Annotated in this window: 10 protein-coding genes and 1 pseudogene; all 11 read right to left on the bottom strand. The window is 42.2% G+C overall.

Annotated elements, in window-relative coordinates:
* Window positions 1–14: 14 nt before the first annotated feature.
* Window positions 15–1,580, bottom strand: coding sequence for a DUF6850 family outer membrane beta-barrel protein (locus QVC79_RS11630; RefSeq protein ID WP_270594488.1), 1,566 nt, complete (start codon window positions 1,578–1,580; stop codon window positions 15–17).
* A gap of 16 nt (window positions 1,581–1,596) precedes the next feature.
* A complete protein-coding gene (locus tag QVC79_RS11625; protein ID WP_270594489.1) occupies window positions 1,597–2,817 on the bottom strand; it encodes a DUF4876 domain-containing protein in 1,221 nt (406 codons plus the stop codon).
* Between the two features lie 11 nt (window positions 2,818–2,828).
* Window positions 2,829–5,852 (bottom strand): TonB-dependent receptor, encoded by a 3,024-nt coding sequence (locus QVC79_RS11620; protein ID WP_270594490.1) that lies wholly within the window; start codon window positions 5,850–5,852, stop codon window positions 2,829–2,831.
* A gap of 93 nt (window positions 5,853–5,945) precedes the next feature.
* Window positions 5,946–7,145 (bottom strand): FecR family protein, encoded by a 1,200-nt coding sequence (locus tag QVC79_RS11615; RefSeq protein ID WP_287642486.1) that lies wholly within the window; start codon window positions 7,143–7,145, stop codon window positions 5,946–5,948.
* 31 nt (window positions 7,146–7,176) lie between these two features.
* On the bottom strand, window positions 7,177–7,809 hold the full coding sequence (locus QVC79_RS11610; protein ID WP_270594492.1) for an RNA polymerase sigma-70 factor: 633 nt from the start codon (window positions 7,807–7,809) through the stop codon (window positions 7,177–7,179).
* Window positions 7,810–7,945: 136 nt separating this feature from the next.
* The gene (locus QVC79_RS11605; RefSeq protein ID WP_270594494.1) at window positions 7,946–8,116 is read right to left on the bottom strand and encodes a hypothetical protein; all 171 of its coding nucleotides are present in this window, start codon (window positions 8,114–8,116) and stop codon (window positions 7,946–7,948) included.
* A 1,395-nt stretch (window positions 8,117–9,511) separates the two neighbouring features.
* A pseudogene (locus tag QVC79_RS17820) lies at window positions 9,512–9,739 on the bottom strand (DUF4906 domain-containing protein); the annotation flags it as partial.
* Window positions 9,740–10,659: 920 nt separating this feature from the next.
* Complete coding sequence (locus QVC79_RS11595) at window positions 10,660–11,535, bottom strand: FimB/Mfa2 family fimbrial subunit (protein WP_270594497.1); 876 nt, start codon at window positions 11,533–11,535, stop codon at window positions 10,660–10,662.
* 95 nt (window positions 11,536–11,630) lie between these two features.
* Window positions 11,631–12,752 carry a hypothetical protein gene (locus QVC79_RS11590; protein ID WP_270594498.1) on the bottom strand — a complete coding sequence of 374 codons (1,122 nt, stop codon included), beginning with the start codon at window positions 12,750–12,752 and terminating at the stop codon, window positions 11,631–11,633.
* Window positions 12,753–12,809: 57 nt separating this feature from the next.
* The gene (locus QVC79_RS11585; protein WP_270594501.1) at window positions 12,810–14,078 is read right to left on the bottom strand and encodes a hypothetical protein; all 1,269 of its coding nucleotides are present in this window, start codon (window positions 14,076–14,078) and stop codon (window positions 12,810–12,812) included.
* Window positions 14,079–14,083: 5 nt separating this feature from the next.
* Complete coding sequence (locus tag QVC79_RS11580) at window positions 14,084–14,668, bottom strand: DUF3575 domain-containing protein (protein ID WP_270594503.1); 585 nt, start codon at window positions 14,666–14,668, stop codon at window positions 14,084–14,086.

Below are 14,668 nucleotides of genomic sequence, written 5' to 3'. Positions count from 1 at the left end.
ACATCACCTCGCCATTAAAGAGTTAATATTCCAATAGATATGCCTCCATTAAAACGAGATCCGAATTTATCGGTAAAAATATTCCCAGCATACGCTTTTACATATCCGGTCAAGGCCGTTTTTTTCAATTTCATCGGAAAAGAATATTGAACATCTATTTTCGTGTCTAAAGTCTTGGCATCGAAATATTTCAAATCCGGATGCAAAACATTTTCAGTAAAAGTATTCTCTTTAGACAAGTTCATTTTGGTTTCCAACGGTAGCGAACCCTTCAAACCTGCATGCACCCAAAGTTTACGTGCATTTTTATTTACTACTCGAACCGCACCCTTCAGACCTACACGCAAAGAAGAAATCTCACGCGTAGACTCAGGCAGCAAGTAATGATCTTTCAAATATTCATATTCACCATTTACTCCCACAAGCCAGTTATAATCTTTACCCGAAATATCTCCCTTGTAAAAAGTATAATTAGTCCGGACATTTAAAACATCATCTTTATACGTCACGAAATTATACAACGTCACCCATTTGCTTGAAACCATTCCGTTGTCATGAGTAATGTTTACTTGCTCCTGTACAAACTCTTCTGCTTGTCCCCCGACATAACTCGCTTGAAGATCCCAAGCATGAAGAACATTCACCCGCTCGTTTTTATATCCCGAGTAAAAAGTCACTTTCCGAGCATTATAATCTCCCGGCTCTTTTCGCTCATTGTCCACGACCTCTTCCATCAACCGCTCGTACCCCAAAGAAACCAGCCAAGACCCACGTTCCCCCGTTAACTTGTATTGTAAATCTCCCCCAACGACATCTGCCACGGTACGACGGGCCACCTTCCCCAATTCCGTTGTCATCCAATAATTTTCCAACCCCTCGAACAAATAATATTCAAACTGTTTCTCCCTTTGCACGGTCGTTATATTATCCAAACGTTGTTTCCGGAAACGATAATAAAAATCCAATCCTAACGCATGCCTCTCTGAAAGCCGATAAGTCATTGACGGGATAACAGCATAATCAGCTAACATAACCCGGGAACGCGGATCTCGCAACCGGGACAAATCGCCCACGGAATAATCCAACCCCACTCCCAAAGTAAAACGTCCGAGGCTCCCCGTTGCAAGTTTCACTTTCAAATCGAACAATTGCCTATCATAACTTCCCTTTACACTCCCTCCATATTGGTAAGGACTTGTATATTCTTTCAAGATCACATCCGACCATGCCCGCTCGCTCTCCCGATCCATCGTGAACTTGAAACTTCCCCAAACATAGAGATTACGAGCAATTTTAGTATAACGTTCCGCAAAAAAATTCAATCCATTCATCCGACTGCCTTCTTGAGCTTTATGATAATCTCCGGAAGAATGGAACACACCAAACCACGCGTTCCCGTGATTTGCCACCGGATCAAATCCCAATCCGGAAGCATTGCGAGTAGGCAACCACAATTGTCGCACCAACTCCAATTGTTGCATCTCCGGAGTAACCACACTCATCGTGTCTGTCGAAGTCTGACTTCTTCCAACCACACTCGTGAAGAGTGCAAAACACAAGTATATATATTTCTTATACATCACTTTCTTATTTTAATTATTCCTGAGGTTGTAATTCTGGTTTCGTGTAGATCAAAGGCCTAATGTCGGATGTACACACGAAATCTTCCAGAGAATTATTGGTATCCTGCAAAACGACACGTCCATCTTCTTCCACTCTTGCCACCTTTCTCTCGATACTTTCACCGGTTCTCCCCGCTGCCGTGGACAAAGTCTGGTATGAAGCGTCAATTCTCGCCGGCATCCTCTTTTTCGAAAGATCAATTTCCTTCGCATTATACTTCAAACATTCCACCCCGTCCAAAATGGTACTTGTTGCAATCTGTAAATACCAAGGTTGAGAAGGCTTGGCATCCGGTTTTTGTTTTTTCTCTAAATCATTCACATCCCCTTCATATCGGAATAGCACCAGCTGATTTCCACCGCCAACCACCATATTCAACCAATCTATATTCGGGTATGCCTTGTAAACATGCGGTAACTGTTCAACCAGACTGTTCTGTGGTTTATTGATCGCTTTTACCTCGTAATCCGCGACGGTTAAATCCAATGACAGAGGAGCGTCTATTGTATGATTTATCGCCTGCCGGGCAATTAATATACTTTCGCCCGGTCCCAAATCACGAGTCGGCAACCTGAAGACATCCTTTGCATAAATGTACTGTTCTTTTTCATCTGCAAACCAAGGGGTACTCTCGGTCTCCAATATAGCGATATGCACATTCTCCGTTGAGATTGTCTGATCTGAATTATTATACAACTCGATGTACTGATCCACGTCATAATTCTTATTATTCGCATTCTTCGTACCGGAATAATAAATTTTACTAAATATCAAACTTTGACGTATTCCCACCTGCAAAGTCAATTCCCCGCTATAATTCTCGTAAATTCTCAAACCCGGTAATGTCCCGTTGAGCAACACATCATTTGCTTCAATAGGAGGTTCCACCATATTATCATACTCCTCCCGGGGCAACACGTAAGAAACGGCTAAACTATACACACCGGGCAAAAGATTCTGGAAAACGGCCACCCCATCCTCGTTCGTCACAGCCTTATAGGAACTTTCTGTCCCTCGAATCACAACTTCCTTGTTAGCAAAACGAGTATCTATAAAATCATCTTGTCCCAGACTAATCTTAATCTCGACCCTTTGCACCGACTCAATATCATCTGTCGACGGCATACATCCTGTAAACACTCCGCCAAGCCCACAAAAAACGATTAAATATCGAAATATATCTATTATTTTCATAGCAATCAACATTACAATTTAATAGAAAGTTCCACGCCAAAAGCAAACGTGTTTTTATTTCGTTCGCCTAAAGTCTTCGACTGATTATTATGTTGCCAAGGCTCATAATAAGGCAAATTATTCACGTAAAACGAAAAACCGGCAAAATCAGATATACTCTTTGTCAATCGGAAATTCATCAACCATAGCACAGGCTCTTTCGTTGCTCCTTTCACGGTCGGCTCTATAATTTGATCCTGCAACTTATATCCTTCCACCCGATACTCCGGGTCATTCCACATATCCTGAGTAATTTCATGATATTCCAACTTATTAGTCAAGTATCCCATGGGTACCCGTTTCGGATTCGTAGATCTCGAATAATTGTACCAGATAACCTGTAACGTGGCAGAACCAACCATTTTTAACTTGGGAATATGGCAAACAGCTTGTAACTGAGTACTGAATTGTTTGTCAATATCCTTTTGTAACTTAGACGAATAAACCATCCTTAAAGGAGAAACATCCACATCCCCGGAATACCCAACCGGACGAGAATACAAAGGAGCCGATGAATAAAGTTCCGAACGGGTGTAACCTCCTCTCAAGTAGAGATCCGTCCGAATGGGATTGATTTTACCCAAGTTGATTTCCAACTCAACTCCTTCATTCACACTTCCGCTCGTGTTTCCCGTCTCTCCCGTGGTTGTCATCACCGTATCCCGTTTATAAGGCTTGGTGTAATCCACGGTTGGCTTTCCTTCTCCCTGATTCGGGACAACTCCACCGTTAGAAGTATCATAATAATCAAAAGCATACGTCACATACTTGGATAAACTTCCGAATCCCAAATCATTTTTATCCCGGAATGCAGATATTGATACCATCCTATCCTTAGGCAACTTTACATCAAATCCCACCTCGTAACGAGTCGTCGTTGAGTTTTTCAAACTGGAATTATTTACATGTATAATTCTCGTATCGTACAACATATATTGCTCGTCAGGATTACCCGTTCCGTAATTTACGATCATCCGATCCACGTATTTCAAATCCGGGTACAAATGAGTCAATCCCGGAGTCTTGGCATTCTTTCCATAAGCGGCTTTCACATCCAACCATTTTAGTGGAGAGAAAGATAAGTTCACTCGCGGAGATAACGACCACACGCTCTCACTCTTCCCCGGTTGTAACACCGTGTATCGAAGTCCTGCTTGTATCGTAATCGGACACTCGTTAATATTAAGCATGATATTATCCTCAAAATAAGCTGCCAGTTGATTCAAGGCCGGGATCTCGTTAAATCCTCTCGGGCGGGCGCTGGTTGGTCTCAGCGGCAACGCGTCGTTCGTGTTATAATCCCCTTTCCCGCGATTCTTGCTGTAACGATACTCCACTCCCAAGTTAAAACGCTGATTCAACGGCCCAACCTTCACGAAGAAATCATTACTCACTTTGGCAAAGACACTCAAAGGCTTACCTATCGTACCTCCGGAAGTCGCGTACGAAGCCGGCAACAATATCGCCTCATGAATTCCTTCCTCCTTGGCCGTAAAAATCGGAGCCCGTCCCGTGGAACTGGACACGATTTTAGACGTGAAATAATCAGAATGCCCCGTCGTAACCCCCACATTGTACCTCAATGTCCTACTCAATGCCTTGTTAAAAGAAAAAGTCCCCTCATGACTGAATTTCAATGTATAATCTTTATTTTCAGTATATGTTCCATCTTCCACCTCATCCGGATCTTGCTGAATATTATCAATAATACCGGAATACCCGAAACGGGTTGTCATACGCCATACCCCGAACGTGTTCATGTAAGCGACAGAAGCATTGATCCGGTCAAACGAATTTGTTTTCTTACGGGGATCTCCCGAGGATTTCAAATAATCAAAACTACCATTCAAAAAGCCACCGTCATTTCCCAATCTCCATCCTTTGCCCAAAGAGGCCTGCACGATCGAGGGATTCACTTTCACCCGTGCCTGATAGGGGCTTTTCCCCACGCTAGTTTTCACGATCACGGCCCCCGCACTCAAATCTCCGTACTCCACGGAAGGAACACCTCGAATCACCTCTACCGATTCAATATTATCGGTCCCGATTTTCCGCAAGTCATAACCACCTCCTACAACATTAAACTCGTTTGAATTCAAATTCACATCATTCGACATCGGAATGCCATCCACCATTATCGATACCCCGAAAGCATTATTTTTGTCCGCATTCAACGTCCGCAAATAAAACTGTTCGGGACTTGTCATATCACTATTCTGTCTCAACAATTGTCCGGGTAGTAACTGCATTAAATCCGCCAGGCTCGTAGCCTGCAAATGATCAATCGCCTGCCGCCCAATCTTAGAACTTGTAGCCTGCCCCGCCTCATTTTTAGTAGCCACCACATTCACCTCATCCAACGCCAAAGAAGTTTCAACCATACGAATTTCCAAGGAAAAATCAACCTCCACATTTATTCCCTTCCTGTAATCTTCATATCCTAAAATCTGAAGTTCCAATTCCGTTTTTCCTAATGGAACTTGTTTCAGAACCGCGACACCGTTTATATCCGTTACAGCGTATATACCCAATTCTTTCAAAATACACGCGACGCCCACAAGTGGGATTCCTGCCACGCTATCTTTCACGAGTAACGTCACGTTCGTACGCCGCACGCTCTGCCCGGGTAATTGCACGGGTTTATCCACAATCGCTACCTGAGTTCCAATGATTCGATAGGTATAGCGACTATTCTTAAACACCTGGTTCAACACGCTATCCACTCGAACATTCTTCACGGAAATATTCACCTCTTTCACACTCTTCTCTTGAGCATCATTAAAAAAGAACCTGTAATCCGTCTGTTTCATCATCTCCTCGAACAACACGGAGAGAGTAACACCTTTCAAATCCAATGTCACATACTGACGTCCGGTCTGTTGAGCGAATCCGGCAGTTGACACGCAAAATAAAATTCCTACTAACGTAGATACCAACAAAAATCTTGGGTCTAAAATTTTTATCCGGTTCCTACAATACTTCTTGATTTTTTTCATAGATTTGTAAAAACTAGTTGATAATAATAATTATTAAACTACTTCAGTAAAGAGTATCTATATGTTTGGTCGCATCTGGTACTCTTTTCTTTTTTAGTTCTTCAATATAACACGGTTTCCATCAATCATATAATTAATATTTAAATTTGCACATATTGTCTGTAAAACAATCTCAAGCTCACTTCGTTCAAATACCCCACTAAATAACAACGCACTTGAATGTAAACACTGATTTTCAATTTCCACCCCGAACCAACGTTCCAATTTGCGTATCACATCCGCAAAGGGTTCATTCTTAATCACCAACACGCCATCCTTCCATGCAACCAAACGGGCTGCATCCACTTCTTTGGTAGAAATTTCACGTGATCCCAGATCCAATGCAATCTGCTCATTCGGTTTCGCTATTACAACATGATTACCCGATCTTACCCGGACAGATCCCTCCACTAAAGCCATATAAATCTCACCACGATCACCATAGGTATTCACCTCGAAAGAAGTTCCCAAAACCTCCGTCTCCATATCCTTCATCACCACGAAAAAAGGCCTATCCACATCCTTCGTCACTTCAAAATACACGTTCCCTTTTACCGTTACCACTCTTTTCCCCATTTCAAATCGTACAGGATAACGAATAGCACTCTCCGAATTCAACCAAACCTTCGTTCCATCAGAAAGAATGATCGAAATACGCTCTCCTGCCGGAACCGTGATCTCATTCATTGCTCCTTCTTTCACATCTCGGTTCTCCGATGTTTCCACATCCTCGTACACCAATTCATTCCTCCCCTCTTGCTTAATATTTACATTACCCGTTTTCTCGTATATCACTCCCCGTTTCTCATTTCCCACAACCACCTTTTCACCATCAGCCAAAGTCAACATCACCCCCCGTTCATTCGGAATCGTTATGTCCACATAGGCGATTGCTTGATCATCCATGTTTCCAGTCGGTTTCAAAAAGAAATAGACACATGACAGGATCACCGCCACGATCGCCGCATATCGCAACACTCTTCGCAAAACAACCATTCTTTTTTTTCTTTCCGGCAAAGCCAGCATAAACTGCTTGTAGTCCTGCCATCCCTCTTCCACGACTTGGTCATCACACTGAACACCTGTCGTCGTGTGCCATATTTTTTTATATTGTTCAAAATACTTTCGATTCTCTTCCGCACGAATCCATTCCGCAAACATTCGCACATCCGCACGCATTGCAGTATCATCCAAAATCCGGATCAGTAATTCATCTATATTTCCCGAAGTATGATTCATAATTTTATCCTTCATACCCCTTAGACAAACAACTCCCGATTTACCCCTAAAAATCTAATCGAAAAAAAATAAAAATTTGAAGCAACCAGCCTAAATCTTTACGTAACCGCTTGATCGCTATGGTCATCTGAGCCTCTACCGTTTTCAAGGAAACACCTAATCGCTCTGCAATTTCCCTGTTTTTCAATCCTTCCACCTTGCTCAGCATAAATATTTCCTGACATTTCTTCGGTAACGCCCCGACAGAAGTCATTATAGCCTTTTCAATCTCCGAACGTTCCAACAGCAACTCGGCTTCCGGGGTTTGTACGATGGTCGAAAAATACAATTCTTTCAACTGTTCCTCCTCGTACTTCCGAATCATATCCTTCCGAGTAATAGAATTTATACAATTATTATACACGGCCCGATATAAATATGCTCGCGGGGAAATCGTAATCGTTAACATCGAACGATTTTCCCAAAGTCGATAATACGCCTGCTGAACAGCATCTTTTGAGGCCTCTACATCTTTCAAAATACGGCTAGCATAATTCAGTAGATTTTTATAATAAGTCTTATAGATATACTCGAAAGCAAGTACATTTCCCTCGTTTAAAGCTGATACTAAAATTCCCGTATTCGTATAATCCATATCAAGAATAATATCTCCGAAGAACAAATATAGTACATTAATCAAATATTCCAATATTTATTTAGACTTAATATAAAGAAAAATAATCTTTATGTCGAAATTACGTTCAATAATCAAACTAAAAATAATGAATTATCAAAGAGCCATTCTATCTAAAAACCTAAATCAAAGTTTACCATTTTTAACACTTGAAAGTTTGAATACTTTTCAAATTCTCTAATTGCTTTTTATTATTGATATGCATCTCTTTTATCGTATCTAATAATTCTACGTAGGCACATAATTTCATGTCAAGACTTTCTTTTTTCGTCATTTCTACTTTAGCAATTTCTTTCAAGAGAGCCTTCTTCATCTTTTTGATAAAGCTGTGAATAACTATTACCAATATTTCTCAATTTACATACTAAAATGTAAAAATCCTACAGGTTGTATCGTCAAATGGAATTACTACTCAAAAAAAGCGTCGTGCCAAACTCTATTTTGAGTAGTAGCACGACCCTTCAGATTTTCCTTGCAAAGTACTTTATTGTAGTATATTTATTTTCCCTTTTATAAACTCAAGCATAAACTTCTGTAAACCACTGAATTAATTTTTCCAATAGTCTGTAGAGGAAGGAGCAGTCCACCTATCATTCTTATGATATACCAAACGTACTCTATGTTTTTCGGATCTATTCCGCAATTCTGCTTGGCCAAAAATGTAATCGTAAGTATAACTTTTAGTACCATCCATACTTGATGTCCAATACTCTGTTGCAGAGAACGGGAAACGCCAATCTTCAACTCCATATTGTTTGATTTTATCCCATTCTTCTTTTGAGGGTAAACCGTAATAATCCATTTGCGGATAAGGAGCATTTACTTTCGTAGAATTACCCGTACTATTGCCACCCCTAAACGCCGCTACTTCCATAGCACTTTGAGGGTTTTCATATGCAAAATACCTCTTTCCAAAACGATCCGTCACATACATTGCAACAACATTATGGAAACCAAAAGCAGCACTATATGTTTGAGAATCCCCACCAGCTGCTAACGTTCCAAACTTATCCCCACTTGTTATTAAATTTTCATTATTCCAATCGTCATAAACCTTCGGTCCCCACGGAAGCATTTTTCCCTCGTACACATCAATTCGACTGAAATAAAGATTCGCATCCCAAGGCTTAGTTATTTCAATAAGGTTTCCATTTTTATCTTTCTGTGGTTCCATCACAGGCAAAGGTAACCATTGGCGCAATGCAATTTTACTGACTTCCTTACCACCTTTCTCGGCCAAGATAAGATCCTGTTCTCGATACCCTTCGTTGATCCATTTTTCCAAGTCCCAATTTTCAATGTCACTAAGTTTTTTCCAGTCATCATGAATATAAGCCTTTGCAAACATCTCTATATACCATTGCCCATTAGCATCTTGTTTAGGTACCGCAGGAAAATCTTTAGTCGGAGATTGCATACCATCAAGAGGTTGTCCATCAATAGAACATTGTGTCATTAACCACGATGTACTAGCATTTTCCGTACAATAAATCACGTATTCTTTCCCCTCTTCTCTCACAAACGGAATTTTAACCTCGTAGCCACTCACGTCAACATTTGTCGTTCCACCGATAAAACCTGCAGTCGATACCTCGCTCTCAATCCTCCAACTAGCACCACCTTCCGCTCCTGCAATAGGCTTCCCATCTTTATCGAACTGACCGTCCTCAACAAGTCCCGCCATCCCTTTTAGTGTTAATGTAACTTGATAATGCTTATTTCGATATATATTGAAATCGTTATAGATATCTTCCCCAAGATAAAGTCTGTATTTTATCGGACCCGCATATTGATTACCACCATCACTTGGTATATAGTAATAATCAGCCTCTATTTCTAAATAAGTACAAAATAAAGGATTTAACTCACCTTTCTCAGGATCTTTTGTTACTTCCTCACTATTCCCCTCTGTTTTTCCTTGAAGATTTTCAAACATAAATAGAGGTAATACCTCCTCTTCATTACCATGCCCTCCCAAAACGGTTATAACATCATCGCCACCTCGGATTTCTCCCCAAGAAATAGATTGGAGTAGCCCATCTTCTTGTAACGGGATGTCATTCGGCCCCACATTTCCTGCCGTATAGGCACTGTTTATTGCATTATTCATTCCTATATGACAAGCTCGCGGAACATTATGCAAGCATATCTGTCGTGGAATCACGCGGACACCAGCCTTCAACCCCTCATTCTCCTCCTCTCTAATTTCCACTGTAATCATCGCTGTCGTCCGTTCCAAGCTAACCGAATAACTACTTCCACCGTGAGCATCATCTCCAACTTTTACCGCTTCTCCAAACAGAGTAGAGGTTCGAATTCCACTGACAAAACGCGTTCCTTGCCTCATCGCTTTTAACTGCTCAATCGTGGTCACAGTTCCTTTTTTAAAATAAACGCTAAGGTCTCCTTCATCAGAGGTTTGTTCGTCGTCTGTTGTCCGTCGATAATTGGCCACAACATAAATCTCATCTCCGGCAACACGATCCTTAGCTATATGGTAACGAAGTTCTCCTCCCTCTGCCGGCAAACTTCCAGACACGAGTCCTGTAGTTCCCTCATCTCCCGCAGCAACAGCAGATGAATTCGCTGGTATGTAAAGAATATCCATTATCGTCCCGCTTTTTGCCATCACAATATTCATATCCTCGATACGATTTCGATCCACACGGTCACTTTTAGCACGCCCTAACCTACTTTCTTCTGACTGTTTAATGGTTATATGTAAGTCTATATCACCATCTTGCTGCGCCATATCTATTTTATCCCGGACACAAGAAAAACATGTAACAAGTATCCCTGCCAATAAAACAATTGCAACTGGTCTTCTTAATATCTTATTCATACCTCAAATTCATTTTAGTATTCAGGTTTAATATCTTCTATCGCCCAATCCGGCACACTCACCTCTACACCCACGGACTTGAACTCGATACGTATAGCGATTGTTACCTCGTTTTTCGAGCAATCTATTTCCGGGTGGGCTGTCAAGAATTCGACCAGACTAACCTTGGCCAGCTCGTTGCCTTCATTATCTTTCACGCACAAATTCACTCCCTCGTGGTTCGTGTGGCGCATTATATTGCATAGGGCATCAAATTGCCCTCCATTTTTTTCACATCCAAGTACATAATCAACAGGCTCTCCCCCCGCCACATTCTCGAAAGTCGTGTAAGGTGACACACCACACATCTCGATCGTGGGGTGAACGCCTCCTTCCATGTGCAAATTAACAACCTCTACCGCCACGTTATAGTGGGAACTTTCAAAGTTGGCCACTTGATGTTGATCTTCTTCCGTTACCATCAACTGCAATGAGGCATAGTAAAGAGGATCGTTCCCAGAAATTGTTTCTCCTTTAAAGTATTCCGGGGCCGCACAATACATCTTGTCGCAATCCCCGCACGTCAAGTCATTCACTTGACATTTTTCCATGTTTCCGAAACAAACCACTCGATAGGAGCCTAGTTCTAATTCCGGCAACGTCGTGTTACGTTGTTTTACCTCCTCTGAGGTCAATTCCTTCGTTGTTACAAGTTGCTCGTTATGATCGAAAACATACAGGACCACTTTCTCGATCTTATCGTTAAAAATCTCGGTAGTACCGTCGCCCTTGTAACTCAACGACAAGGTGTTCACGCCGTACTTCGGACAATCATCCATATCCTCCTTGATACAACTGCCAAACATCCCTACCGCCAGTAGCATGAATAAAATATTTTTTATCACTTTCATATCTGTATGTTTTACTTTATCAAGAGTAAAGGAGAGAGTTCTCCCCTTTACTCCCCTTTATCATTATGAATTTTTCAATTAGTTCTCAATTGAAATTATTCGTAGATAGGATCCAAAGAAGTGATTTCCCAGTCTTTAACCGTTACTGACACGTTTACACAAATCTGTGCATTTGGATCCCACGGTTTCAGATCTTTTTCTGTAAATTCAAGATCCACCTGGTATATGTATCCGGCTTGGAATCCATTCTGCGGGGCAAATTTAGCAGTAAGCGTGTTATCAGAATGAGGAACTCCTGTTGCTGTAGTTGCGTTAAAATACATTCTAACTTTAAGATCATCATTCGGGATAAAATTGTAAACGAATTTACCTTCTATTTGTTTTTCGTCGTCTATTATCGGGTTGTACGGTGTAGTGTCGTCTAACGAAGCAGAAAATTCATCCCATCCCCAAGTTTTGTCACCTTTACCAAAAATATATTCACCTTCTTCTGCCACAGCATCAGGAGTCGGCTCGAGTACGTTATCTTCTGTAATTAACAATGTAGGATTCGTTCCATCCAATTGTACGCTCTCGTAAAAGTTTAACAAACCAATAACCTTCAAATCTAATTTTGAGAATTCAGATCCTAAATCGGTACAAGTGATATTCCCAATCTCGATACGGGCTACGCGAGGAGTCAATTTCACCACCGCATTATACATTGTGAGCTCTTCCTCATGTGCTTCTCCCGAATGTGATGCACCTACAGATTTCAATTCTTTATCTTCTCCAAATAACGTGATGTTATCCATAGCTTGTTCGCCCTCAATATCCAGTATTTGCTTTTTCAAAGTTTGAACACTACCCAATTTAGTCAAATCTTCTTTTACATTACCAACAATATACACCGCATTTACGTCTTTTGGTAAATTATGATACTCCACCCCCTCTTGCCCAATTAATTTTTCCCATTTCTCAGTTTCCGTGTTTTCAAGAGTTTCAACCTTGTAAATATTGTCATCCCCTGCAAAGAAGATTGCTACGTTGCTTAACGTGATCTTTTTATCGGTTTCTCCTGAAGCAGCTCCAGTGCTACGAGAACCAGATGTAATTCCATCAATTTTCAAAACCACGCTTTTCTTTCCGGCCGTCAATGCATCGTTTTCATCATTTTTGTCACAAGCTGTTGCTCCTAGAGCCAACAATGCAACCAATACTAATTTGTTTAACTTCATAATTTCAGATTTAATTTCAAAAATTCAGACTATGTATGTATTTATTATCCTTCCATGTCATTTAATTTGCTCCAGATTCTTCGCGGCCTCCGCATGACCCGCCTTGATCGCCTTCTCGAACCAGACGATAGCCTCTTCCTCCCGTTCCCGCATCATCAGGCAAACACCGATAGCGTTGTAAGCCCGGTCATCATTCTCCCAAGCCTCCAACATCTTCAAGGCCTCATCGTACTTCTGCTCGTTGATCAACTTCACGGCCGCGTTGATCGCGTCAGCCCCCTTGTCTGCCAGCTCGTCGTAAATCAACGAGATGTAACAAGCGTTACGCAACTCCGGGTAAAACGTCTTCAACATGTAACGGTAAGGCTTGCCACCTTCAAGGTTCAGCAACTCTCGTTTACGACCCTGTTCCAACGGGAGATCCAGTACCCGTAAAACCTCCGCCTTGTACTCCATGTCGGAGGCCTCCACCAAACGACGCAACCCATCCCAGTTCTCCACCCCGTTGATCAGGATGAAATCATCGCTTGTCAAATCCGGCATCTGGCTTTGGATATACTCCTTCAAACGTTCCGCACGTTTCTGTCCTAGGCGGGTATTCAATTCCAAACCTCCCTCAGGGGAAGCGAAACCGTTAATCTCGACCCCCGAGAACTGGTATTTCTCCATACCACGCAACTTCTCCACTCCTACCATGATTTCGTCCAGTACTTTCTGGTTCCCGTAACGATCAGGCTGCAATTCCGTCCGGCCCACTTGGAAAATCACCTTCATCTCTTTCTCCTTGAACGTCCAGCGTTTGGCAACCTCCTTCACCTCGTATTTACCGGGGACATCCTTCGTTTCCGTCACCACGGGTACCGGAGCTATATAAATAGGTGTTTCTCCCACGATCTCCTGCGAGCCGTCATAACAATCGCAACCACAACCGTCCACTTTCCGGTCCATCTGCAAGGAAGCCACCCGCATCCATCTCTCGTAAGGGATCACCACTCGGTAAGTCATCGAGTCTCCCCGCATCATCTCTCCCTCTTCTAGGGTCCAACGAGTTCGATCTACCAAGAGGCGTTCCTGACGCTCACGCTTGTATTTTATCGGGCCATAAACCGTGACCGGGGACAACCATGCCGTGTCCGTTCCATGAAGGAGGTAAGGGGTAAGCGTCATACGGTAACGACTTTTCAAGTCCGCCTTTGTCGTTTTCAAGTCAAAACTCACCTCTACCTCTCTCTTGGTTTTCTTCAAGGAACTGTTCTTCACATCGATCTGGGCTACTACCAGACCCGGAAGCAAAAACATGCTTAAAAGCAACACTATATCTCTCATAACCTTTATTTTATCAAGTAAACTAAAGTCAAGCCGGCCTTCGTGATCCCGAAACGGCTCTTCTTGTTCGAACCCCGGAAATCACCGCACTTCACGCAATCGTAAACGTCGTATTTACCGTAGAGGTAACCACCACCGATCGTGGCCTCCAGGTTCCAACGCCGCCCCAGTATCCAAGAGTAACCGTAAGAGACACCGAACAGCATCCCCCAGCCCTCGTAACGGTGATCCTTCATCCGTTTGGGGAACTGCGGCAGGGGCAAGCGCACGCCGCTCACGTTGTATTCAGAGAACCCGGCATGGATCCCGAAAAAATGCCCTTGAAAACGTTCGCATAACCAGTAACGAAATTCCGGTTGAATTAAATAATGTTTCATCTTTTTGTTCTCCCCCTTGTTTAAGTTCCAAGGATTGTACCCACCAAAAAGTTCTAACGAGGTTTTCTTACCCAAACCAAACTCGAAACCAAGATTTGGAGTTGTTGTTGCCCAGTATAACACATTGGTCTTAACCGCGACTTTCTGTGCAAAAACACGGCCCCCGCCGAACAATAAAAGTATCAGCAAGGCCAGTACACACGATTTCTTCAT

Origin of the sequence: Butyricimonas sp., from assembly GCF_019423355.1 — a bacterium.
GTDB lineage: Bacteria > Bacteroidota > Bacteroidia > Bacteroidales > Marinifilaceae > Butyricimonas > Butyricimonas faecihominis.
This window is presented reverse-complemented; position numbering and strand designations above follow the sequence as displayed.